At 74.6% G+C, this 24154-nt stretch carries 20 protein-coding genes; 15 read left to right on the forward strand and 5 right to left on the reverse strand.

The window, feature by feature from the left end; all coding sequences use genetic code 11:
• Positions 1-200: 200 nt before the first annotated feature.
• From ACIP4P_RS34840 to ACIP4P_RS34875, 8 genes are all read left to right on the forward strand, one after another.
• Complete coding sequence (locus ACIP4P_RS34840) at positions 201-2225, forward strand: ATP-binding protein (protein WP_400925389.1); 2025 nt, start codon at positions 201-203, stop codon at positions 2223-2225.
• 61 nt (positions 2226-2286) lie between these two features.
• Entirely contained in the window at positions 2287-4650 is a 2364-nt protein-coding gene (locus ACIP4P_RS34845; protein WP_400925391.1) for a hypothetical protein, read from the forward strand.
• Between the two features lie 171 nt (positions 4651-4821).
• Positions 4822-5475, forward strand: coding sequence for a DedA family protein (locus ACIP4P_RS34850; protein ID WP_400925393.1), 654 nt, complete (start codon positions 4822-4824; stop codon positions 5473-5475).
• Positions 5476-5855: 380 nt separating this feature from the next.
• The gene (locus tag ACIP4P_RS34855) at positions 5856-7514 is read left to right on the forward strand and encodes a threonine/serine exporter family protein (protein WP_400925430.1); all 1659 of its coding nucleotides are present in this window, start codon (positions 5856-5858) and stop codon (positions 7512-7514) included.
• A 102-nt stretch (positions 7515-7616) separates the two neighbouring features.
• Positions 7617-8702: a hypothetical protein gene (locus ACIP4P_RS34860; protein ID WP_400925395.1), complete on the forward strand. Its 1086-nt coding sequence runs from the start codon at positions 7617-7619 to the stop codon at positions 8700-8702.
• A 294-nt stretch (positions 8703-8996) separates the two neighbouring features.
• The gene (locus ACIP4P_RS34865) at positions 8997-10265 is read left to right on the forward strand and encodes a C40 family peptidase (protein WP_400925397.1); all 1269 of its coding nucleotides are present in this window, start codon (positions 8997-8999) and stop codon (positions 10263-10265) included.
• Positions 10266-10379: 114 nt separating this feature from the next.
• Positions 10380-10898 carry a GNAT family N-acetyltransferase gene (locus ACIP4P_RS34870; protein WP_400925399.1) on the forward strand — a complete coding sequence of 173 codons (519 nt, stop codon included), beginning with the start codon at positions 10380-10382 and terminating at the stop codon, positions 10896-10898.
• A gap of 39 nt (positions 10899-10937) precedes the next feature.
• Positions 10938-12218, forward strand: a complete 1281-nt coding sequence (locus tag ACIP4P_RS34875; RefSeq protein ID WP_400925401.1) for a GNAT family N-acetyltransferase — start codon at positions 10938-10940, stop codon at positions 12216-12218.
• Positions 12219-12312: 94 nt separating this feature from the next.
• On the opposite strand, the gene ACIP4P_RS34880 is transcribed toward ACIP4P_RS34875, so the two are convergent.
• Positions 12313-13113: a TetR family transcriptional regulator gene (locus ACIP4P_RS34880; RefSeq protein WP_350517710.1), complete on the reverse strand. Its 801-nt coding sequence runs from the start codon at positions 13111-13113 to the stop codon at positions 12313-12315.
• A 10-nt stretch (positions 13114-13123) separates the two neighbouring features.
• Positions 13124-13273, reverse strand: coding sequence for a hypothetical protein (locus ACIP4P_RS34885; protein ID WP_350517709.1), 150 nt, complete (start codon positions 13271-13273; stop codon positions 13124-13126).
• Positions 13274-13305: 32 nt separating this feature from the next.
• Here ACIP4P_RS34885 and ACIP4P_RS34890 point away from each other — a divergent pair, with 32 nt between their 5' ends.
• Positions 13306-13938: a GNAT family N-acetyltransferase gene (locus ACIP4P_RS34890; RefSeq protein WP_400925404.1), complete on the forward strand. Its 633-nt coding sequence runs from the start codon at positions 13306-13308 to the stop codon at positions 13936-13938.
• On the opposite strand, the gene ACIP4P_RS34895 is transcribed toward ACIP4P_RS34890, so the two are convergent.
• Together ACIP4P_RS34895 and ACIP4P_RS34900 are read right to left on the reverse strand one after the other, a co-directional pair.
• Positions 13923-14402, reverse strand: coding sequence for a macro domain-containing protein (locus tag ACIP4P_RS34895; RefSeq protein ID WP_350517707.1), 480 nt, complete (start codon positions 14400-14402; stop codon positions 13923-13925). The genes ACIP4P_RS34890 and ACIP4P_RS34895 overlap by 16 nt on opposite strands.
• Before the next feature lie 10 nt (positions 14403-14412).
• Positions 14413-15747 carry an MFS transporter gene (locus tag ACIP4P_RS34900; RefSeq protein ID WP_400925407.1) on the reverse strand — a complete coding sequence of 445 codons (1335 nt, stop codon included), beginning with the start codon at positions 15745-15747 and terminating at the stop codon, positions 14413-14415.
• Between the two features lie 117 nt (positions 15748-15864).
• On the opposite strand from ACIP4P_RS34900, the gene ACIP4P_RS34905 reads away from it, so the two are divergent.
• On the forward strand, positions 15865-16878 hold the full coding sequence (locus tag ACIP4P_RS34905) for a LysR family transcriptional regulator (RefSeq protein ID WP_400925409.1): 1014 nt from the start codon (positions 15865-15867) through the stop codon (positions 16876-16878).
• Between the two features lie 30 nt (positions 16879-16908).
• On the opposite strand, the gene ACIP4P_RS34910 is transcribed toward ACIP4P_RS34905, so the two are convergent.
• Complete coding sequence (locus tag ACIP4P_RS34910) at positions 16909-17520, reverse strand: YceI family protein (RefSeq protein ID WP_400925411.1); 612 nt, start codon at positions 17518-17520, stop codon at positions 16909-16911.
• 193 nt (positions 17521-17713) lie between these two features.
• Here ACIP4P_RS34910 and ACIP4P_RS34915 point away from each other — a divergent pair, with 193 nt between their 5' ends.
• The 5 genes from ACIP4P_RS34915 (at position 17714) to ACIP4P_RS34935 (ending at position 23972) form a co-directional block, all read left to right on the forward strand.
• On the forward strand, positions 17714-20893 hold the full coding sequence (locus tag ACIP4P_RS34915) for a DEAD/DEAH box helicase (protein WP_400925413.1): 3180 nt from the start codon (positions 17714-17716) through the stop codon (positions 20891-20893).
• On the forward strand, positions 20890-21087 hold the full coding sequence (locus ACIP4P_RS34920) for a hypothetical protein (protein WP_400925415.1): 198 nt from the start codon (positions 20890-20892) through the stop codon (positions 21085-21087). The genes ACIP4P_RS34915 and ACIP4P_RS34920 overlap by 4 nt, the downstream gene beginning before the upstream one ends.
• A 153-nt stretch (positions 21088-21240) precedes the next feature.
• Complete coding sequence (gene sigJ, locus ACIP4P_RS34925; protein WP_400925431.1) at positions 21241-22047, forward strand: RNA polymerase sigma factor SigJ; 807 nt, start codon at positions 21241-21243, stop codon at positions 22045-22047.
• A gap of 34 nt (positions 22048-22081) precedes the next feature.
• Positions 22082-23164: a MerR family transcriptional regulator gene (locus ACIP4P_RS34930; RefSeq protein ID WP_400925417.1), complete on the forward strand. Its 1083-nt coding sequence runs from the start codon at positions 22082-22084 to the stop codon at positions 23162-23164.
• Between the two features lie 25 nt (positions 23165-23189).
• Positions 23190-23972, forward strand: a complete 783-nt coding sequence (locus tag ACIP4P_RS34935) for an alpha/beta fold hydrolase (protein ID WP_400925419.1) — start codon at positions 23190-23192, stop codon at positions 23970-23972.
• The last annotated feature ends 182 nt before the right edge of the window (positions 23973-24154 follow it).

The raw sequence follows: 24154 nt of genomic DNA on the forward strand, positions 1-24154 counted from the left end.
CCAGCGACGTGGACGAACTCCACCAAACGGGTGGCATTTCCCTCGATGGTGGGGGACCGGTCAATTCCGGTTGACCAGATTGACAAGAATCCGTCATTCCGTCAGGTCGGACCGCTCGCCGCAGTGGGCCCGGCAGCTCGGAAGACTGATGTATAGAAAGAAATGGTCGACAGATTGTCGCACTGGCACACTGAGGACCCATGTCTGAAGGTGTCCCGACCGAACCCACCCCCGCCGAGCCCGCCCCGACCGAGGACCTGCGCACCACCGAGGTCGATCTCGGCGGCCTGGTGAACGTCCTCGCCACCCATCTCTACTCCACCCCGCTGGTCGCGTTGCGCGAACTCGTCCAGAACGCCCACGACTCGCACACCCGGCGGCTCCTGGAGGACCCGGACGGCGACCACCGCCCGCGGATCCGGGTGCGCGCCGACGCGGTCCGGCGGACCGTCGCCATCGAGGACACCGGGGCCGGCCTCACCGAGCCCGAGATCCACGCCTACCTCGCCACCGTCGGCACCGGCTACACCCGGATGCTGCGCGAACTGACCGGCAACCAGGAGCTGATCGGCGCCTTCGGCCTGGGCTTCCTGTCCGCCTTCTCGGTCGCCGACGAGGTGACCGTCACCACCACCTCGCACCGCGAACCGCAGCACGGCCACCGCTACCGCAGCCGCGGCGGCGAGCAGTACCAGGTCGAGCCGGTGCCCGCCCGGCCGGAGCCCGGCACGGTCGTCGAACTGGCCCTCAAGGCCGAGCACGCCCACCTCGCCGACGAGCAGGCGCTGCGCGAAGTCCTCGGCCGCTACTGCGTGCTGCTGCCGATCCCGGTCTTCGTCGGCGAGGACACCGAGCCCGTCAACGCCGTCCGGGTCCCCTGGCGCCAGCAGACGCCGGGCGACCAGCACGCCGCCCGGATGGCCTTCGCCACCGCCTTCGGCCGCCGCTTCGAGCCGCTCACCGCCTTCCCGGTCCAGCCGACCCAGCCGGCCCAGACGCAGTCGGTCGACGGCGGGAGCGACGGGCCCGACGGCGACGGCGACACCGCCGGAACCGACGCGATCGGCCTGCTCTGGGTCCAGGACGGCGGCACCTACGGCAGCAGCGACAACCGCGACCTCGCCGTCTACCTGCGCGGCATGCTGCTCGCCGAGGACGCCCGCGACCTGCTGCCCAGCTGGGCCGGATTCATCGGCGGCGTGATCGAGTCCAACCGGCTCACCCCCACCGCCAGCCGCGAGGACCTCCAGCGCGACGAGCACTACCGCGCGCTCCAACGGGCGCTCGGCGACGCCATCGTGGACGGCCTCTACGAGACGGCCCGGCTGCGCCCCGCCGTCTGGCGCCGCATCCTCACCCGGCACGGCCAGGACCTGCTGGGCGCGGCGCTCTGCGACGAGCGGCTGTTCACCCTGCTCGCCGACGACGTCCCGGTGCCCACCTCGCAGGGCGACCTGACGGCCGGCGGCCTGCGGGCGGCCGGCGGCGGGGCGGTGCACGTCGCGCTCGGCAGCGGCGGCGGCTTCGAGGAGATGCTCTACCGGGCGATGAGGGTGCCGATCGCCCGCGGCGACCGCTACGCCGTCCTGCCGTTCCTGCGCCGCTACGCCCAGTTGCGCGGCTGCCGACTGGTCGAGCTCGGCAGCGAGCAGGGCAACCGCGAACTGTTCCGCGACCCGGAGCGCCCGCTGCCCGCCGAGGAGTCGGCCTGGCTGTCCGGCGCCCTCGCGGACGAGGGCGAGCAGCTCGTCCCGGCCCGCTTCGACCCGCCCGGTCTGCCGCTCGTCCTGGTGCCCGACCGCGAGGCCGAGCTGAAGGCGCGGATCGAGGACGACCAGGCCGACGCCCGGATCCCGTCCGCCGCACTGCGGCTCGCCCGGGCCTTCACCGCCCGCACCGACGGCCGGGTCAAGGCCCGGCTCTACCTCAACCTGGACTGCCCGGCGGTGCGGGACCTGCTGGCCGCCTACCGCACCGGGCACACCGGCAGCGCCACCGCGGCAGGGTTGCTCCGCTCGCTCAAGGTGATCATGGCGGCTGCCGCCACCGGCCCCGCCGAGGGCGACCTCGGCGCCGCGCTGGCCGGCATCGGCACCGCCGTCTCCGCCCTCACGGCCGCCGTCCCGGTCGGCCTGCCGGACGTCCCGGACAGCCCCGGCGCCCTCCCCGGCGACCCCTCCGGCAGTCCCTCCGGTGACTCCTCCAGTGGCCCCGGGGAAGCGTGACGGACGGACTGTCAGTGGTTCGCGATAGACAACTCATCAGCACGACGCAGGGGAAACGACCATGACCACCGACATCTGGGCGTGGGTGCGCGACACCCACCAGCAGCTCCACACGGCCGGCCACGCCCGACTGGCCGACGCCATCTACGAGCTGCCCGAACACGCCACCGAGGGCCGCAACGAGCAGCTCGACGCCGCCTACCCGGAGGCCCTCGCCTCCGCCCGCGCCCTCGGTCTGCCCTGGGTCGAGGTCTACCTGCGGCACTGGCGGATGCAGAACCTGCTGAACAAGCGCCAGCAGGGCGAGTCGGTCATGCCCGAGGTGGTCGACCTGCTGGAGTTCGCGCACCGCGAGGAGACGGCCGGCTGCCCGCAGTCCGTCTGCGTGGTGCAGGACTTCGCGATCTGCCACGCCCGGGTCGACGGCCCGGGGTACGTCCCGGAGCGCCTGGAGGTGGTCGGCGAGACGCTGGACCGGATCGAGCCCGGCCGCGCCTGCTTCGACTGCCTCTCCCGCGAGTACTCCGACGCCCTGGAGGACGACGACCGGCCCGCCGACGCGCTCGCCCACCTGGACACCGCCGCCGCCCGGATGCAGGCCGCGGGCCAGCAGGTCTCGCTCCGCTTCCACCGCGCCCGGGCCGGCACCCTGCACCTGCTGGGCCGGCACGAGGAGGTGCTCGCCCTGCTGGACACCACCGAGCGGACGGCCAAGGCCCGGAACGAGGAGCTCGACGAGAGCGACCGGCGCTGGGGCGCCCTGCTGCGGGCCCGCGCGCTCGCCTCGCTCGGCCGGACGGCGGAGGCGCTCGCCCTGCTCCCCGCCCAGGCCGAGGCCGAGCGGCACGCCGACCTGCGCGAGGCCTGGACGCGTACGGTCGAGCTGCTGGTCGCGGCCGGCGCCCGGGAGAACGACGCCGAGCTGGGCGCCGCGGTGGCCCGCTGGGTCGGGTACCTGGACGGCACCGGCTCGCACCGCCCCTGTGTGGACCTGCTGCTGGCGGCCGGCCGGCTGGCGCTCGCCCGCGGCGCCCGTACGGTGGCGCTCACGCTCGCCGCGACCGGGGAGCGCAAGCTCGGCCGGCTGCGCCGCACCGAGGGCGTGGCCGAGCAGGTCGCCGCCCTGCGCGCGGCCGCCGAAGCGCTGCCGGTCCCCGAGCTGCCGGTGCCGCCGGGCGAACTCACGGCGTACCTGGCCGAGGCCGAGGTGCCCGTCGAGACCGGCGCCGACCTGCTCTCCGTCGCCCTGGACCGGTACCGGGGTGAGCAGGCCGGCGCCACCGAACTCGCCGTGCTGCTGGCCAACGTGCTCGGCGGCCTCGGCCACGCCCGGGCCGCCGCCGACCTGCTCTGGCAGCGGCTGGAGGCCGACCCGGGCAGCGAGACGCTGACCGGGACCCTCGGCCAGGCCCTGATCGAGGCCGGGGACGCCGAGGGCGTCCGCCGCCTCGCCGACCGGCTGGCCGCGACGGCCCCGGCCGACGGGCACTGGATACGCGCCCGCTGGGCCGCGGCGGAGGGCCGCTGGGCCGAGGTGCTGGAGCAGTGCGGGGCGATCCTGGCGCTGGAGGCGAGCCGGATCAACACCCGCCGGCTGGCCGCGGCCGCCGCCACCGAGCTGGGCGACCACGCCACCGCGCAGCGCCTCTACCAGGAGCTGCTGGCGCACGCCCGGACCGTCGAGGAGGTGGGGGAGGAGCAGCTCCACCTGACGGTCCAGGAGCCCGACCTCTGGCACCTGATCACCGCCGCCAGCGCCAACCGGGACTGGGCCGTGGTCCGCTCCACCGGTGCCCGGATCGGCATCGAGTTCGACGAGCCCGAGGGCCCGGTGGACGAGGAGTGGCAGCTGATCACCGTCCGCGCCCCCCGTACCAACGGTGCGACGGCCGATCTGCCCGCGGTCCGGACGGGTCCGGCCACCGCCCGGATCCTGCCGGTCCTCGGCGCGGACCTCACGCTCAACCACGGTGACGTGGTGGTCTTCGCCCCGGCCCTGCTGGAGCGCCCGCCGGCCGAGGACGCCCCCGAGGAGGAGCGGGCCGGCTGGCGCCCGGTCTTCGCCCTGCTGACCCTGCTCGACCCGGCCGGCTACACCAGCTACTGGATCGACGGCGCCTGGCCCGGCGACGAGACCTGGGCCGGGTTCCGGGACGCGCTGCGCGAGGCCGGCTTCGCGGTCTGGGCGTACAGCGGGGAGCAGTACCGGGTCACCGATCCGGCGGAGGAGGGCGGGGACGGGGACCTTCCCGGCATCTACGCCGCCCTCGGCGTCCCGCCGACCGCCTCGGCCCAGGCGGCCGACGCACTGCTGCACCGGCTCACCGCCGACTGGGCGCACCCGCTGGCCTGGCTCGACCTGGCCGAGGCGGCGGAGGCGGACCTCGCCCCGCACCGGGAGGTGGTCGAGCGCTACGGCCTCTGAGCCGAGTGCCGCGGCCGCCGTACCGAACGCCTCGGCCGCCGCGCTACGTGACCCCGGTGGTTCCCCGGCCGTACCGGCGGCCGGTCGGGGAACCATCCAGCTCCCCGACGAGTCTTTGTCATTGCTTTACTCTTGCATTGCCAAGACTCGACCTCCAGGAGCGCCCGCACCGTGACCAGCCTCGCCCTCGGCCCGTCCTGGCTCGATCCGACCACCCTGATCTCCACCTTCGGCCTGATCGGCATCCTGGCGATCGTCTTCGCCGAGTCCGGCCTCCTGATCGGCTTCTTCCTCCCCGGCGACTCGCTGCTGTTCACCACCGGCCTGCTGGTGGCCGGCGGCACCTACCTGCACCAGCCGCTTTGGCTGGTCTGCACGCTGATCGTGCTGGCCGCGATCGCCGGGGACCAGGTCGGCTACCTGTTCGGTCGCAAGGTCGGACCGAGCCTGTTCCGCCGGCCCGACTCCAGGGTGTTCAAGCAGGAGAACGTCGAGAAGGCCGCCGCCTTCTTCGACCGGCACGGCCCCAAGGCGATCGTGCTGGCCCGCTTCGTGCCGATCGTGCGCACCTTCACCCCGATCGTCGCCGGGGTGAGCAGGATGAACTACCGCAGCTTCGTGATCTTCAACGTGGTCGGCGGGGTGCTGTGGGGCGGCGGGGTCACCGTGCTCGGCTACTTCCTCGGGCAGATCCCCTTCGTCCGGGACAACATCGAGGCCATCCTGGTCGCCATCGTGCTGGTCTCGGTGGTCCCGGTGGCGGTCGAACTGCTCCGGGCGCGCCGTTCCGGAGCGGCCTCCACCGCGGACCACCGCGCCGGGTAGGCGCCCGGGGGCGGCGCCGCCTGACGTCTCGTACATGTGCGTCCGGCTGTTCGATCAGGCAAGGTGTAACCCGAGATCGAACGGTGGCCGGCGGCCACCAGGGGCGGCAAGGAGTGGAAGTGCCGAAGCGGGGCCGACCGGGTGCGGGCAAGCGGGCGAGGGGAGGCCGGGGGGTCCGCCAGGTGCGGCAGACACCGCCGAAGCCGGTGCACCCCGCCGAGGCGCCGCCCACCGAGGGCCTGCTCGGCCACCCGGCCCCGGTCGTCGACCCGGTCACCGTGGTCCCGCTCGTCCCGCCCGTCCCGGAGACCAAGGGCCTGCTGGCCCCCGAGCCCGAACCGACTCCGGCCCCCGAACCGTCCCCCGGGCCGTCCCCCGAAATGGGGCCGCGCCCGCAGCCCGAGCCGGGGCCGGGACGGCGGTCCGGACCGCCGCTGGAGCCGCACCCCGAGCTGACCGTCGACGTACGCCCCCGGGACGCCCGGCCCGAGCAGCCGCGCCCGGCCCGGCGCCGCTCGGTCGCCGAGGACACCCTCACCCCCGAGGAGTGGCGCGCCGCCGGCTACACCCCGCCCACCGGCATCCCGATCCCCGAGCTGACCGCCGGCGCCCCCGGCGAGGCGCCCTGGCCGGACCGGATGCGCACCCTGCTGCGCACCCCGATGTCCGAGCGCCCCGCCTTCGAGCGGACCGCCCGCGAGATGCACCCCTCGGCGGCCGTCACCCGCAACGTGCCGCGCATCCTCGACCTGACCCTGCGCATCGGCGAACTGCTGCTGGCCAGCGGTGAGGCCGCCGAGGACGTCGAGGCGGCGATGCTCGGCATCGCGCACGCCTACCGGCTGGACCGCTGCGAGCCGCAGGTGACCTTCACCCTGATCGGCATCTCGCACCAGCCCTCGCTGGTCGAGCCGCCGGTCACCGCCGACCGGGTGGTGCGCCGCCGCACCTCCGACTACACCCGGCTGAACGCGGTCTACCAGCTGGTGGCGGACATCACCGCGGAGGAGGTGACGGTCAACGACGCCTACCGCCGGCTCGCCCTGATCCGCCGCAACCGGCACCCGTACCCGGCCTGGTTCCTCGCCCTGACCACCGGCCTGCTGGCCGGCGCGGCGACCTTCCTGGTCGGCGGGCGGTTCGACGACAAGGCCTGGCTGGTCTTCGCCAGCGCCTTCGTCGCGGCCGTGCTCGGCGACCGGCTGGCGTCCGCGCTGGCCAAGCGCCGACTGCCGGAGTTCTACCAGTTCGTGGCGGCCGCGATGCCGGCCGCCGCCTCCGGGATCATCCTGTCCTTCAACGACTGGGGCCTGCGCGGCTCGGTGGTGATCACCGGTGGGCTGTTCGCCCTGCTGCCCGGGCGCGCCCTGGTGGCCGCCGTCCAGGACGGCCTGACCGGCTTCTACATCACCGCCGCGGCCCGATTGCTGGAAGTGGTCTACCTGGTCGCGGGCATCGTGATCGGCGTGATCATGATCCTCTACCTCGGCGTCGGCTTCGAGGCGAAGCTGAAACCCGACGAGAGCCTGGTGGGCATCAGCTACCCGCCGGTCCAGATGATCGCCGCGATGGTGCTCACCCTGGCCTTCGCCACCCTGCTGCAGACCGACCGCCGCACCCTCGCGCTGGTCACCCTCAACAGCGGCATCGGCTGGGCCAGCTACGGCGCGCTGGTCTACAACGCCCACGTCAACCCGATCGCCGCGACCGGCGTGGCGGCCGGCCTGGTCGGCCTCTTCGGCCAGCTGATGGCGCGCTACCGCAACGGCTCGGCGCTGCCCTACGTGACCGCCGCGATCGGCCCGCTGATGCCCGGTTCGGCGCTCTACCTGGGGATGCTCGCCTTCGCCCAGGGGCACTCCAGCGCCGGCCTGGTGTCGGTCTTCCGGGCGGCGGCGATCGCGATGGCGCTGGCCGTCGGGGTGAACCTCGGTGGGGAGATAGCCCGGCTCTTCCTGAAGCTGCCGGTCGGCGCCGAGCTCCCCTCCCTCTACCCGGCGATGCCGCGCCGGGCGGCCAAGCGCACCCGTGGGTTCTGACCGCGCGTTGGGTTCGTTAGCGGGCCCGGTGTTGGGCCGGTGTTGGGGCCCGGGCCATGTCACGGCAGGTAGGACGCAGGACCAGGAACGAAGGTAAGACCCATGACGACACTGCTGGACAGCTACCGCGAGCACATCGTCAACGCGCACAAGCAACCGCTGTTCCTGCTGCTGGTCGGCTTCATCACCTCCTTCGTGTTCATCCGCTTCAGCGTGCGGATGATCCGGGCCCAGGTGCGCTGGTGGCCCGGCAACGTCACCCCCGGCGGCCTGCACATCCACCACATGGTGTTCGGCCTGGGCTTCCTGCTGGTCGGCGGCATAGGGGTGTTCGCCACCTACGGCGGGACCCCGTGGATCGACGTGTTCGGGCTGCTCTTCGGCATCGGCTGCGGGCTGGTGCTGGACGAGTTCGCGCTGATCCTGCACCTGGACGACGTCTACTGGAGCGAACAGGGCCGCAAGTCGGTGGACGCGGTGATCTTCGGCATCCTCTCCACCGCCTTGCTGCTGATCGGGTACGTGCCGTTCGGCGCGCTGCCCGGCGAGGACACCCGGTGGGGCCTGATCACCATCATCTCGGTGAACGCGCTGGCCTCGGTGATCACCCTGCTCAAGGGCAAGGTGTGGACCGGCCTGCTCGGGATCATGGTCCCCGGCCTGTCCTGGATCGGCGCGATCCGGCTGGCCCGCCCGAGCAGCCCGTGGGCCCGCTGGCGCTACACCACGCGCTCCCGCCGCCGGGCGCGTGCGCTGCGGCGCGAACGCCTGCTGCACCGGCGCGCGGACCGCGCCCGCACCTGGCTCTTCGACCTGATCGCCGGCGCGCCCGACAAGGTGTCCGCCAACCACCCGGCCGCTCACCGGGTCGCCGAACGGATGGCCGCCCGGGCCACCGCCCACCTCGACGCCCACGCCGCCCGGGGGCTGGCTCGCCGTCAGGCCCGGCTCGCCGACCGCCGCTCGGCCGCGGTGGCCGCCTCGGCGCCGCGCCCGTCCGCACCGCACCCGCAACCGGCCGAGGGGCCCTCCGACGCGGCCCCGGGCCGTTCGGCCGGGGCCCAGCAGCGCCGCCGCGCGGTCCGTGCCGGACGCAACCGGACGTACGCCGTCGGCCCCACCGGCCAGGAGCGCCGTCCCGGTCGGCACCCTCACCTGCGCACCCGGACCCGCCGGATCCATCGTTAGATCCGCCCCTTCCGGCCTTGGTTCGTATACCGTGGGCGTCCGCGCGGAGTTGACTCGCGATCGGATCATCTGATGGTCACCCGACCGGCGGAGTGCGTTCCAGGTGTGAAAGCCGCCGGAGTTGAGAACATGAGCGACGAGTGACCGTTCTGTCACGTGATGGGATGATTCGTCGGATCCCGGCCGCCCCGGCCGTCACACCCGCCGCCTCGACCGCAGCCCCGGTGACCCCGGCGGCCGCGCGCCGCCCGGCATCCGCCGCCGTCCCCTCCGGACCGTGAGAAGGGATGTCTCGTGGCGCGCAGGATCCTGCCGACCCTCCTGTTGTCCCTCACCGCCCTGCTCGGGCTGCTCCCCGCCGCCCAGGCCGCTCCGGCGGCACCCGACCCGGCGGCCGGGCCGCCCCGCACCGGCCAGGAGCCGTACCCCTCCGTCGAGGAGATCGACCGCTCCCGCGCCGAGGCCGACGGCAAGGCCGCCTCGGCGGCCACGCTGGAGACCGCGCTGACCGCCGCCCGGGCCGAACTCGACCGGGCCGGCCGCGGCGCCGAACAGGCCGTCGAGGCCTACAACGGCGCCCAGCTCGCCCTCACCCGGGCCCGCACCGAGGAGACCGCCGCCAACGGGCGCGCGGCCGCCGCCGAGGCCGCGCGCGCCACGGCCGCCGAGGACGCCGCCCGGCTCGCCGCCGAGACGTACCGCCAGGGCGCGGGCGCCGAACTGTCCGCGCTCAACGCCCTGCTCGGCGCCCACGGCCCGCGCGAGGCCGGCGACCGCGCCGCCGTGATCGGCGTGGTCAGCGAACGCACCCGGCAGATCCTGGACGCCGCCACCTCCACGGCCGCCGCCGCCCGCAGCGCCTCCGCCGCCGCCCAGGCCGCCACCCGGGCCGCCGAGCACGCCGCGACCGAGGTCGGCGCCGCCCGGACCAGGGCGCAGCAGCGCCTCACCGCCCAGCAGGGCGAGGTCGCCGCCGCGGCCGCGCACCGGGAGCGGCTGCTTGCCGAACTGGCCGCCGCCCGGAACACCACCGTCGAGCTGGAGCGCCAGCGCCGCGAGGCGCTGGAGGCGATCGCCGCCCGCGAGGCGGAGGCGGCCGCCCGGGCCGCCGCCGAGCAGGCCGCCCGCGAGGCCGAAGCCGCCGCGGCCGCCGCGGCCAAGGCCCAGGCACCACCGCCGGCGGGCCGGCCGTGGTCCGCCGAGGGCGCGGCCGCCGCCATCGCCTTCGCCAAGTCCAAGATCGGCCTGCCCTACATCTGGGGCGGCGAGGGGCCGGAGGGCTACGACTGCTCGGGGCTGACCATGATGGCCTGGCGCGAGGGCGGCCGGCAGCTCAACCACTTCGCCGCCGACCAGTACGCCCAGTCCGCCCCGGTCAGCTACCGCCAGCTGCGCCCCGGCGACCTGGTCTTCTGGACCGACACCGGCCGCGCCGCGGACATCCACCACGTCGGCCTGTACATCGGCGACGACCAGATGATCGAGGCGCCGCGGGTCGGCATGCCGGTGAAGCAGGCCAGCCTCTGGATCATGGGCACCCCGGACTACTACGCCCGGCCGTAGCCGTAGCCGTAGCCGTAGCCGTAGCCGTAGCCGTAGCCGTAGCCCGGGCACGGGACCCGTCGGTGTCGGAGGCGCGGGCTAGCGTGGCCGCTCCGACCACTCCCAGGAGGAACCGTGCGGCTGCGGAACATCGAGGCGGGCGACGTCGACGCGTACGTCCGGATGAAGTGCGACGAGGTGATGATGGCCGAGCTGGGCGGCCCGCTGCCCCGGGAGAAGGTCGAGGCCCGGCTGCGCAAGGACCTCGCACTGGCGGCGGCGGACGAGGCCTGGATCAAGGTGATCGTGCCGGACGGCGACACCGACACGGCGGCCGGCCTCGTCGTGCTCTGGCAGGACGAGGAGGACGGCGTCACCGTCTCCGAGATCGGCTGGATGGTGCTGCCCGAGTACCAGGGCCGGGGCCTCGCCAAGGCGGCCACCCGCCGGGTGCTGGACGACGCGGCGGCGGACGGCCGGTGGGGCGAGGTGCACGCCAACCCGGGCGTCACCAACGCCCCCTCCAACGGGGTCTGCCGCGGGCTCGGCTTCCGGTTGCTCGGCGAGCGGGACCTCGACTTCGACGACCGCGTCCTGCGCACCAACCACTGGGTCGTCCTGCCCGGTCAGCACGACGGATCGGCCACGGAATAATCGGATGCCCCCGCCCGGCCACCGCCGTACGGTGGCCGGATGGGCAACGAGATCGATGACACGGCCGTCGACACCGTGGACGGACTGCAGGTCAGGGCCGTCTCCGTGGACGAGGTCGAGGAGTGGAACCGGGCGCTGAACTTCGGCTTCCTGCGCCCGCACGCGGGCATCGCGCCGGGGCTGCGCCGGCGGCAGTGGGAGCCGGGGCGGATGCAGGCCGGCTTCGACGGTGACCGCCAGATCGCCACCTTCCGCAGCTTCGACGTCGAACTGACCGTTCCGGGCGGTGCCCTCGTCCGGGCCGACGCCCTCACCAACGTCACGGTCAGCGCCACCCACCGCCGCCGGGGCCTGCTCAGCGCGATGATGCGCCGGGACCTCGAATCCGCCGCCCAGCGCGGCTGTGCGGTCGCCGTCCTGATGGCGGCCGAGTACAACATCTACGGCCGCTTCGGCTTCGGCCCGGCGACCCAGGGCTGCGGTTGGACCGTCGACCTCTCGCGCACCCGCGGGCCGCGCGAGGGCCTGCCGGGCGTGCCCGGCGGCCGGGTCGACTTCGTGACCCTGGCGGAGCAGCGCGAGCTCGGCGCCCCGCTGTACGACCGCTGGCGGCTCACCCAGCCGGGCGCGATCGCCCGGGACGAGCTCTGGTGGGAGCGCACCACCCGGGTGATCGAGGTGCCGGGGGACGACTTCAAGGAGCCGTTCGTCGCCGTCCACCGGAACGCCGACGGCGAGGTCACCGGCCTGGTGGTCTACCGGATCGACAACAAGTGGGACGGCGCCGTCCCCGACTGCACGCTCACCGTGGAGGAGCTGATCGCCCTCGACCTGCCGACCGCCGTCGAACTGTGGCGCCTGGTGCTGAGCGTCGACTGGGTGCGCAGGGTCGTGGTGGAGGGCGTCGCCCCGGACGACCCGCTGCCGCTGCTGCTCCAGGACCCGCGCGCGGCCACCCCGGACAAGGGGAACGCCGACGCCATGTGGCTGCGGCTGCTGGACGTCGAGGCCGCCTTCGGCGCCCGCTCGTACGGGGCCGCCGGCCGGGTGGTGCTGGAGGTCGAGGACCACCTCGGCTACGCCTCCGGCCGCTTCGCGATCGAGGTCGCCGAGGACGGCACCGGCCGCTGCGTCCGGACCACCGACGACGCCGATCTCGCCCTCGACGCCTGCCGGTTGGGCTCGCTCTACCTGGGGGCCGAGACGGTCCCGCGGCTGGCCGCGGCCGGACTGCTCACCGAGCTGCGCCCCGGCGCGGTGGTCGCCGCCGACCTGCTGCTGCGCACTCCGCTGCGGGCCTGGACGCCGACCGAGTTCTGAGCCGGCCGCCCGGACAGTCCGCCCGGATGACCGCCGGGGCCGGCCCGCACCGCGGACCGGCCCCGGCCGTTTTCCGACTCCGGTCCGCCGGGCGTTACTTGACGGCGGTCTTGCCGATCGTGGGGAGGATGAAGTCCTGGATCAGCCCCTTGGCGTCCCGCACGATCGGTCGGAAGACCCGGTAGCGCGACAGGTTGATCACCCGGGCCGCCATCGGGGTCGAGCGCCGGACGAACTCCCTGGTCCGCTCGGTGTCCTCGGTCCGGTCGAAGACCCAGTAGAGCACCACGACCATCAGGTGCAGCCAGAGCACGTCCGGCAGCAGTTCGACCAGTTCGGCGTCCAGCTTGGGCGCCAGCTCCGAGCCCTGGAGGACGTCGCGGAACAGCTCGACGGCCGTCGCCCGGGCCGGGTGGGACTCGTTGGAGAACGGGCTCAGCGAGCTGGTCGGGTCGGCCGCGGTGCGGAAGAACTGCGCGGCGAACTCGTGGTACGGCGCGGCGGTGTCCAGCCAGGAGGTCAGCGCGATCTCCAGGCGCTCGCCGAAGTCCCGGGTGCCGGCCATGCGGGTCCTGGCGTCCGCCGCGTGGTCGTGGGTCATCCCGTCGTAGAACCCCTGGATCAGGAATTCCTTCGCCGAGAAGTAGTAGTAGGCGTTGCCGACCGACACGCCCGCCTCGGTGGCGATGGCGCGCATGGTCGTCTTCTCGTAGCCCCGCTCCTGGAACAGCCGCATGGCCGTCTCCAGGATCAGGGCCCGGGTCGCCTCGCTCTTGTCGGTCTTGGGCCGGGCCCGGCTGCCGGGCATGGGCCCGCCGTCCGTGCCGGGTGCGGCCGAGGCGTCGGCCGCACCCTTCTCGCCGTCCGTTCGGTTCGTCGCTGCCAGGTCGTCCACGAGCACGAGCCTAGCCGGAGACGACGCTCCACCCGGTGTCGGTGCTGTCGGTGCTCGTGGCACCGGATGCCCCCTCCGCATCCGGTGCCACGCTCACCACCCCCGTGATTTCGAACGCGTTCAAAACGTTGTCGAAACTGTAGACCTTGTTGCTGAACATGTTCAACTCCATCTCTGTGGGAGGCTCGTCACATGACCGGAATAGGGCGGACGATCATTCGGTACGGCGGCGCGCAGGACGCCGTGCCCGTCGCGGATCTGCACACCGACAGCTGGAGCACCAGCTATCGCGGGATGGTCCCCGACGAGGCGCTCGGGGACGGACTGGCCGCCCAGCGGCGCGAGCTGTGGGAGCTGCGCCTGACGGTCGACTACGGGACGCCGGAGAACACGCCCGTGCTGCTGATCGCCGAACGGTCCGGCGAAACGGTCGGATTCGTCTACCTGGTGCCGCAGCCCGACGGCGGGGTACTGGTGGACAACCTGCACGTCCGCCCGGGGCTCACCGGCGGGGGCATCGGTCGGGAACTGCTGGCCGCGGCCCGCGCCGAGGTCGCCGAGCGGCACCCCGGCGCGGAGCTGCGCCTGGAGGTGCTGCGCGCCAACACCCGCGCGATCGCCTTCTACGAACGCGAGGGCGGGGTCCGGATCAGGGCGCAGGAAGGTGTCTTCCCGGGCGGCCACCTGCTGCCCGAGTACGTGTACGCCTGGCCGGCGCAGTCGGGGTCGAAGTCGGTATCGGTATCGGTGTCGAAGTCGGGAACGGGGTCAGGGTCGGAGTCGAAGCCGAAGTCGGGCCACGCCGCCGGTCAGTCGACGTCGTAGACCGTCACCGGCACGCCGCGCGCCGTCAGCCGGTCGGCCACCAGCGGCTCGACCTTCTCCCAGCGCCCGCCCGCCAGTCCGCAGCCGATCCGCGGCATGTGGACGGACGCGCCCAGTTCGAGCGCGCGCCCGCCCAGGGCGGCCAGCGCGGTGTCGATGGCCTCGTACCGCACCGGCACTCCGGTGGAGCGCCCGGTCCGGATGCCGCGCTGGCCGACCAGGTTGGCCACCCAGACGTACGGCTCGACCTGCACCAACTGCAGGGCGCCGAGGCCGAAGTCGTTCTTCGCCCGCTCCCGGTGCCAGCGTCGGAACGCGGACTCGGGTTCGGGCCAGCGTCTGGAGAGCGCGAGCACGAAGCCCTTTCCCCAGCCGCCCAGGTCGTTGCAGACATGCGCGATCACCTTCACGCCCTTGCCCTGGGGCGTGGTGGCATCGCCTCGGACGTAGGTGATTTCCGCCATGCCCTAGAAGTTAGACGGAGGCACTGACAACCCGCTCGGCATTTTCCCGCGCCCCGGGGCCGCTCCCGGTGCCGCCCCCGGGTGTGCGCAGATGGCGGCGTCCGGTCAGCGCGATCAGCAGGGCGAGCGCGGCGGCCCCGGCGGGCAGCACGTAGCCGGTGCCGGGCGGGGTGTGCTCGGCGAGCGTCCCGGCGAGCGCCGACCCGGCCGAGATGCCGACCACGATGCCGGACACCGCCACCGCCATCCCCTCGTTGAACTGCCGCTGCGGCAACAGCTCCTGGACCAGCGTCATGCCCGTCACCATGGTCGGCGCGGTGGCCGTCCCGGCCGCGAACAACACCGCCCCGAGCAGGGCGAGCCCGGCCCCGCCGAGCCCGGCGGCCAGCGGCAGCAGCAGGACCCCGGCCATCGCCGCCGCCCCGAGCAGGAAGCGCGTCGCGGGCGCCCGACGCGGGGTCAGCAGTCCGAACAGCAGCCCGGTGACGCAGGATCCGGCCGCGACCAGGGCCAGCAGCGGACCGGCCGCCGCCCGGTGGCCGAGCGACTCGGCGTAGGCGACGGTGGTGACCTCGTTCGCGCCGAACACCATGCCGGTGGCGAGGAAGGTCAGCGCCAGCACCCGCAGCCCGGGCACCCGCAGCGGCGAACCGTGCTTCCCGCCGTCCGACGACCGTCCGTCCGACGACCGTCCGGCCATCGGCGGTTCGGCCAACGACCGTCCGGCCAAAGGCGGTTCGGTGCGCCGCTGGGCGGCGAACAGCAGCGCGCCGGTGGTGCCGAGGGCGCCGGCGGTGAGCAGCCCGGCCTCCGGGGCGAGCCCCGTGCAGAGCAGCATGGCCAGCACCGGTCCGGCCATGAAGCAGAGTTCGTCCAGCGCCTGTTCGAGGGAGTTGGCCAGGTGCCGGGCGGCCGGGTCGTCCCGGTGCAGGTGGGCCCAGCGGGCCCGGGCCATCCCGCCCAGGTTGGGCGCGGCCGCGGCGGCCGCCCAGCAGAGGTACAGCGTCCAGTCCGGCGCGCCGAGCCGGACGCAGAGCAGCAGGGCGGCGAGCGGGACGGCGTTGTACAGCGCGGCCGGCACCGCCACCCGGGCCTGCCCGTACCGGTCCACCAGCCGGCCGAGCAGCGGCATCCCGATCGCGCCGGTGACCAGTCCGGCCGCCGAGACCGTCCCGGCCAGCGCGTACGAGCCGCGCCGCTCGGCGAGCAGCACCACCAGCGAAACGCCGTTCATCGACAGCGCGAGCCGGCCGAGCAGCCCGGCCAGGGTGAAGGCGGCGGCGCCGGGGGCGGCGAACAGCCGGCGGTAGGAGCGGTAGGAGGCGAGCAGGGCGCGGGTGGGCAATCGGGCTCCTGGGGCACCGGACGGAAGGGGGATGCGGCCACCCTCGCCCGGGTCGGCGGCGGGCGTCCAACACCTGTTCCGCCGGATCCACAACGCGGTGTTGTTAATCTGCCGCCCATGCCCCGTGACCTGCACCCCCGCCTGCTCCGCGGCTTCGTCGCGATCGCCGAGACCCTGCACTTCGGCCGGGCCGCCCAGCGGCTGTACGTCGCCCAACAGGCCCTCAGCCGGGACATCCGCTCCTTGGAGGAGCTGCTCGGCGACCCGCTGTTCACCCGCACCACCCGCAGCGTCGAACTCACCCCGGCCGGGCACCGGTTGCTGCCGAGGGCGCGCCGGCTGCTCGCCCTGCACGACGAGATCCTCGCCGACGCCGGCCGCGGCGCCGGGGTCGTCGCCAGGCCGCTGCTGCTGGACCTCAACAGCGACGTCACCGGGCCGGACCTCACCGCCGACCGGGTGCTGGGGCGGGCCCGGGCCGCCTGGCCGGAGGGGGAGCTGCTGGCCCGCTTCCACGGCGGGCTGGCCGCGGCCGCCGCCGAACTGCTGGCGCACCGGCTGGACGCCTCGTTCGGCCGCTTCGCCGGTCTGCCCGACCCGGTGCGCGGTCAACTCGCCCAGCTGCCGGTGCGGTTGGAACGGATCTCGGTGATGATGGCGGACACCCATCCGCTGGCCGGCCGCCCGGTGCTGCGGCTCGCCGAGCTGGCCGGGCACCCGGTCGACATCTGTGCGGGCAACCCGGCCACCACCGAGTGGGCCGACCTCGGCGCCCGGCTGCTGCGCGAGCACGGGCTGCGCGCGGCCGAGCCGTACGTCCCGCCGGTGGGACTGGACGAGACCGCCCGCTACCTGGCCCGGCACGGCGATCCGATGCTGACCACGGTCGGCGGGCCGAGGATCCCGGGGGCGGTGAACGTGCCGCTGGTGGAGCCGGTGCCGCTGTGCCTGGTCAGCCTGGTGCACCGGCCGGGGGAGCACCACCCGGGGCTGTCGGCACTGGCCGCGGCGGCGGGTGAACTCGCCACGGCCGAGGGCTGGTTGGACCGCCCGGCGGGCAGCTGGCTGCCCCCGGCGGACGCGGCGCTGGCCTCGGCCGTACGCAACACCGCCCCTGCCTCGGGGGGATAGGCAGGGGCGGTGGGCTCGGGGGCGGCCGGGTCAGGCCGCCTTGACGGCGGAGATGTCGAAGCTGAGCTTGACCTTCTCGCCGATCAGCACGCCGCCGGTCTCCAGGGCCGCGTTGTAGGTGAGGCCGAACTCCGTGCGGTCGACGACGGTCCGGCCCTCGAAGCCGACCCGCTCGGCGCCGTAGGCGTCGGTGGCGCTGCCGGTGAAGTCGAGGTCGAGGACCACCGGGCGGGTGGTGTCCTTGATGGTGAGCTCGCCGTGCATCCGGTAGGAGTCCTCGCCGTGCTGTTCGGTGGAGGTGCTGCGGAAGCGGATCTCCGGGTAGGTCTCGGCGGCGAAGAAGTCGCCGGTGCGCAGGTGCTCGTCGCGCTGGGCCTGGTTGGTGTCGACACTGGCGACCTTGATCACCAGGTCCGCCGAGGAGTTGGCCGGGGTGGCGCCGTCCAGGTGCAGCTTGCCGTCGTACTCGGTGAAGCGGCCCTTGACGTTGGTGACCATGGCGTGACGGACCGAGAAGCCGATCTCGCTGTGGGTGGCGTCGATGGCCCAGTCGCCGGTCAGGTGCGACAGGTCCGGGCCGGCCGGGGTCCGGACGGCGGCCGGGGCGGCGGTGACGGTCTTGGTGCGGTTGAACAGGCCCATGGCTCCTCCTCGGGTTCGAAGCCATTTGTTTAGGCTTCAACTTCTTGGCTCCACCGTACGACGATTTCGTTCAAGTTTCAACCACATCTCCCGAGGTTCGCCCGAACGGCTCAGCGGCCCGGCCCGACGGGCACTGTCCGACCACCCGGCTAGGCTGCGAAGGACGGTCCCCACCTGCCCCGAAAGGCCCCCCATGTTCGTCCTGCACGCACTCTGGCGGGCGGACGGACGGCTGGCCCTCTGGGCCGAGGACGCCCGCACCCATCCCGGTGCCACCGAGCGCCACCCCGACCGGCCCGCCCCGCGCGCCCACCCCTACGCCTGCCCGGCCGACACCCTGGCCGCCGTGCTCGGCGGCATCGGGCCCGGCCTCGGCTGGCTCGCCGGGCAGGCCCCCGAACGCTGGGCCACCCTGCTGCTGCCCACCGTCGGCACCCTGCCCGCCCCCTCGCCCGACCTGCCGGTCACCCCGCCGCGCGGCGGCGCCGTGCTCACCCCCTGGCGGGTGCCCGCGCTGCTCTTCGACGCCGCGGCCGCCGCCCAGCTGCTCGGCGAGGTCCACGACCCGCACTGGGCCGTCACCGACACCGACCTGCCCGGCACCGGCCGGGTTGAGGTGGTGTACGGCCCCTCGCTGCGCTGGCTCACCGGGGTGCACGACCTCGCCTGGCGGGCCGTCGGCCGGGGCCGGGTGCTGCCGCTGCCCGTCCTCGCCGACGGCCGCCCGCAGGCCCGCTGGCGCCCCGACCCCACCCCGTCCGACCGCCGCGAGGCCGCCCGGCTGGCCGCCGGCTGCCCGCCCGTCCTGCTCGGCGAATGGCCGGCCGGCGCCGACATCGACACCGGCACCGACACCGGCGCCGATACCGATACCGACACCGACACCGGCGAGGCGCTGCTGGAGGCCGTCCTGGCCGCCCTGACCGACGCCGAGGCCCGGGCCGCCCTGGCCGACACGCCCTTCCCCGCCCCCGGCGAGCCGGTGGCCGACCGCTGGCTGCACGCCCTCGCCACCCCCACCGGCGACCTCGACGCCCCGCCCGAGGAGGTCGCCGCCCTGGGCCGCCGGATCGCCGACTGGTACGCCGCCGCCGAGCCCGCCGACCCCGCGCTGCGGCTCTGCTTCCGCCTGGTCGAACCGCTCGGCCCCGACGACGACGACCCCGACGGCCGCCCCTCCGACGACGCCTGGCGGCTGGAGTTCCTGCTCCAGGCCGTCGACGAACCCTCCCTGCTGGTCCGCGCCGCCGACCTCCACGAGGGCGGCGCCGCCCACGCCACGCTCGCCCGGAAGACCGACCGGGCCGCCCCCGCCGACACCCTGGTGGCCGAACTCGCCCGCGCCGCCCACCGCTGGCCCGCCCTGGACGGGTTGCGCCACCGCTCCCGCCCGTCCGCCCTGCCGCTCGACCGCACCGGCGCCCTCGACTTCCTGCGCACCGCCGCCCCCGCCCTCGCCGAGGCCGGCTTCGGCGTGCTGCTGCCCGCCTGGTGGCGCCGCCGCCCCCGGCTCGGACTCGCCCTGCGCGCCACCACCCCACCCGCCCCCGGCACCCTCGCCGTCACCAGCCGGATCGACCGGGACGCCGTGGTCGCCTTCCAGTGGCAGGCCGCCCTCGGCCCGGACGGCACCCCGCTCACCGAACGGGAACTCGCCGAACTCGCCGCCGCCAAACAGGGCCTGGTGCGGGTCCGGGGCACCTGGCTGGAGGCCGACCCGGCCCAGATCGCCGCCGCGCTCGCCTTCCTCGGCGAGCAGCGCGACGGCCTGCTGGCCGCCGCCGACCTGCTGCGGCTCGCCCTCGACCCCGAGGCCACCGTCGCCGGCCTCCCGGTCACCGGCGTCCAGGCGGACGGCCCACTCGGCGACCTGCTCGCCGGACGCGCCGCCGCCCCCGAAGTCCCCACCCTCCCACCGGACTTCCGCGCCGAACTGCGCCCGTACCAACAGCGCGGCCTCGCCTGGCTGACGACCATGTCCGGGCTCGGCCTCGGCGCCGTCCTGGCCGACGACATGGGCCTCGGCAAGACCGTCCAGACCCTCGCCCTGCTCGCCGCCGAACGAGCCGCCGGGCCGACCGCGCCCACCCTCCTGGTCTGCCCGATGTCCCTGGTCGGCAACTGGCAGCGCGAGGCGGAACGCTTCGCCCCCGCCCTGCGCCGGCACGTCCACCACGGCGCCGACCGCCTCGGCGCCGGTCGACTCGCCGACGCCGTACGGGACGTGGACCTGGTCATCACCACCTACGGACTGGTCCAGCGCGACCTCGCCGCGCTGCGCGCGATCCGCTGGCGTCGGGTGGTCGCCGACGAGGCGCAGCACATCAAGAACAGCGGCACCGCCCAGGCCCGGGCGATCCGCGCGCTGCCCGTCACCCGGCACCGGATCGCCCTGACCGGCACCCCGGTGGAGAACCGGCTCGCCGAGCTGCACGCCGTACTGGACTTCGCCAACCCCGGCCTGCTCGGCCCGGCCGAGCGCTTCAAGGAGCGCTACGCGATCCCGGTCGAACTGCACCGCAGCCCCGAACGCACCGCCGAACTCCGGCGCCGTACCGCCCCGTTCGTGCTGCGCCGGCTCAAGTCCGACCCGGCGGTGGCGGCCGAACTGCCCGCCAAGCAGGAGATGACCGTCTGGTGCAATCTCACCGCGGAGCAGGCCGGCCTCTACCAGGCGGTGGTCGCCGACCTGCTCCAGCGGGTCGAGGGCATCCGGGGCGTGGAGCGGCGCGGCACGGTGCTGGCGGCGATCGGCAAGCTGAAGCAGGTCTGCAACCATCCGGCCCAACTGCTGCACGACGGCTCGCCGTTGGGGGAGCGCTCGGGCAAGGTGGCCCGGCTCGCCGAGCTGCTGGAGGAGGCACTGGCCGAAGGGGACCGCACCCTGGTCTTCACCCAGTACGCCGAGTTCGGCACCATGCTCCGCCCGTACCTGGAGCGCCGACTCGGCGAGGAGGTGCTCCACCTGCACGGCGGCGTCCCGCGCGCCCGCCGCGAGGAGCTGGTCGAACGCTTCCAGTCCCCGGACGGTCCGGGGGTCTTCCTCCTCTCGCTCCGGGCCGGCGGCACCGGCCTCAACCTGACCGCCGCCAACCAGGTGATCCACCTGGACCGTTGGTGGAACCCGGCGGTCGAGGAGCAGGCCACCGACCGCGCCTTCCGGATCGGCCAGCGCCGCGACGTCCAGGTCCGCCGACTGGTCTGCGTCGGCACCGTCGAGGAACGGATCGACGAACTCCTCACCGCCAAGCGGGCCCTGGCCGACACCGTGGTCGGCGCGGGCGAGCGCTGGCTGACCGATCTCCCCACCGAGGCCCTGCGCGAACTGGTCGCCCTCACCCGCGAGGACGCCGTCGCCGAGGAGGACGCATGACCGACCAGCGGCCCAAGCCCCCGACGGTCAACGTCGCCGCCTACTGGCGCGGCGACTTCACCCTCCGGCCCGAACCCCCGGACGACGAACCCGACGAGCCCTCGCTGCGGCGCCTCGGCCGCTCCGGCATCACCGTGCACGGCCGCGACCTCGCCACCCTGCTCGCCCCCGCGTACGAAACCTTCCGCTCCTGACCACTACCGTGCGGTAGCGTCCCGAACGTGACCGACGCCCCCGAGTCCGACGCCGCCGAGCCAGACGCCCCCGAGACCGACGCCCCGGAGCCCGACACCCGGCTCGCCGACTTCGAACAGCACCGGCGGACGGTCTTCGGCATCGCCTACCGGATGCTCGGCAGCGTCGCCGACGCCGAGGACCTGGTCCAGGACACCTGGCTGCGCTGGAGCCGGGTCACCGGCCCGGTCGCCAGCCCCGGCGGCTACCTGGCCCGTACGGTCACCAACCTGGCCCTCAACCGCCTCGACTCGGCCGCCGTCCGCCGCGAGTCCTACGTCGGCCCCTGGCTGCCCGAGCCGCTGGTCGCCGCCCCGGACTCGACCGAGGACGTCGAGCGCGCCGAGACCGTCTCGATCGCCCTGCTGGTGGTGCTGGAGAGCCTCTCCCCGCTGGAACGGGCGGTGTTCGTCCTCAAGGAGGCCTTCGGCTTCTCCTACCAGGAGATCGCCGAGGCGCTGGACCGCACCGAGGCCGCCTGCCGCCAGGTCGGCAGCCGCGCCAGGGCGCACGTCCGCGCCCGCCGCCCCCGCTACGACGCCCCGCCGGAGCTGCGCCGCCGGGCCACCGACCAGTTCCTGGCGGCCTCCGTCGGCGGCGACCTCAACCGGATGCTCGAACTCCTCGCCCCCGACGTCACCGCCTGGAGCGACGGCGGCGGCGTGATCCGCGCGGCCCTCCGTCCGGTCACCGGCGCCGACAACGTGGCCCGCTTCCTGCTCGGCGTGCTCCGCCAACTCGGCGAGACCGCGCAGGTCCGGCCCGTCCTGGTGAACGGCCAGCCCGGCCTGCTGGTCATCGTGGACGGCGCCGTCGACTCCGTCTCGGTCCTCGACTTCAGCGAGGGCCCCGACGGCGAACCGCTGGTCTCCGCCGTCCGCGTCGTCCGCAACCCCCACAAGCTCACCCACCTCGCTTGACCCTCGACCAGGTCGAGCCCCGAGAGTCATCGGCATGGAGAGCGAGCTGCACAGCATCGGCGAGCTGGCCCGCGCCAGCGGCCTGGGCGTCGGCACCCTGCGCTACTACGACGGCGCCGAGGTGCTCACCCCCGCCTGGGTCGACCCGCAGACCGGCTACCGCTGGTACCGGCCCGGCCAACTCGCCGACGCCCGGCTGCTGGCCCGGCTGCGCCGGGTCGGCCTGCCGCTGGCCGACATCCGCGCCGTCCTGTCCGGCCACCAGCCCCACCGGGTCCTCGACAGCCACCTGCGCCGACTGGAGGACGGCCTCGCCGACGCCCGCCGCGAGCTCTCCCTGATCCGCACGATGATCGAACAGAGGGAGCACCCGATGACCACCACCCCGTCCGACCTGCGCCTCACCGTCCGCGCCGACGGCCTGGCCGCCGCCCTGGACGCGGTCCGCTTCGCGGTCGGCGCCGACCCCGAACTGCCCGCCCTCGCCGGAGTGCTGTTCGAAGCGGACGGCCCGGTGCTGCGCCTGGTCGCCACCGACCGCTACCGGATGGCCCTCGCCGAACTGCCCGCCCTCGGCGCCCCCCAGCAGCCGGTGCCCGGCACCACCGTCCCCACCGCCCTGGTCGACGCCCTGCGCACGCTGCTCCCCGACGACACGACCGAGGTCGCCCTCACCCTCGGCGGCGGCACCTTCCGCGCCGAGACCCCCGACCACCGCATCGAGGGCACCACCCCGGACCTCGACTACCCCGACCACCGCGTGCTGACCCGCCTCGACCCCCGGCACCGGATCACCCTGCCCGCCGCCGACCTGCGCGCGGCGATCGAGACCGGCGCCACCCACACCCTCCCCTCCGGCCCGCACGGCGCCGACTGCCAGGTCACCGTCCTCACCCTCACCCCCGACGGCGGCCTCGCCGTCGCCGCCGACCCGACCCCCGACGACGTCCACATCGCCCTCAACCGGGACTACCTCCTGGACGCCCTCGACGCCGGCCGCCCCGACCAGCTCCTGCTCGAACTCGGCGGCCCGATCGCCCCGCTCGCCATCCGCACCCCCGGCCGCACCGGCACCTTCTCCGTCCTGATGCCGATCCGCCTCCCCGAACCCGCCTGAGTCGAGGCCTGCGAGGATCCTCCGGATGAGGACCGAACACGAGATCCCGACCCCCGACGGCGGCCGACTCTGGGCCGACCGCCGGGGCGCCGGAACCCCCGTCGTCCTGCTGCACGGCTCCGGCATGGACTCCCGGCTGTGGGACGCCGTCGTCCCGACCCTGGCCCGCCACCACGACGTGATCCGCTACGACGCCCGCGGCCTCGGCCGCTCCGCACCCCCGGACCGGCCCTTCGACGACCTGGCCGACCTCCGCACCGTCCTGGACCACTTCCGGCTCACCCGCCCCGCCCTGGTCGGCCTCAGCATGGGCGGCGAGACCGCCCTCGACTTCACCCTCGCCCACCCGGACCGGGTCGCCGCCCTGGCCCTGATCGGCGCCTCGGTCAGCGGCCACGACTGGCCGCCGTCCCCCGACACCACCGCCTACGCCGAGGCCCGCCGCCGCGGCGACGCGACCGCCCTGGCCGCCCTGGAACTCTCCGTCTGGGCCGCCCTCGGCCGCACCGCCCCCGGCGGCGACCTCATCGAAACGATGATCACCGAGAACGCCGCCCGCCGGATCACCAGCGAACACCACCTCACCGGCGCCCCGCCCCGCGACGCCGAGTCCCACCTCGCCCGGATCACCACCCCCACCCTGATCGTCCACGGCGACCACGACCACCCCGAGATCGCCGCCATCGCCACCCACCTCACCGCCACCATCCCCGCCGCCACGTCCCACCGACTCCCGGACGCCGACCACTACCTCCCCCTCCGCACCCCCGAACGGCTCAGCACCCTCCTCCTCACCCACCTCGCCTGACCCCCACCCCCCGGGCGCGCGGGCCCCGCCCCGCGCGCCCGAAGCACCCCACCCACCCCAGCACCACCCCTCCCTCCCTCTCCCCTTCCAGGCGAGAGGGACGCGCTGCGGGAGGGGGCGGTGGAGGGGGTGGGTGCGGAGAGGGGCGTGACGGGTGATTTTCAGACTGCCAACGGCGGCCA

Origin of the sequence: Kitasatospora sp. NPDC089509 (assembly GCF_044749365.1) — a bacterium.
Lineage (GTDB): Bacteria > Actinomycetota > Actinomycetes > Streptomycetales > Streptomycetaceae > Kitasatospora.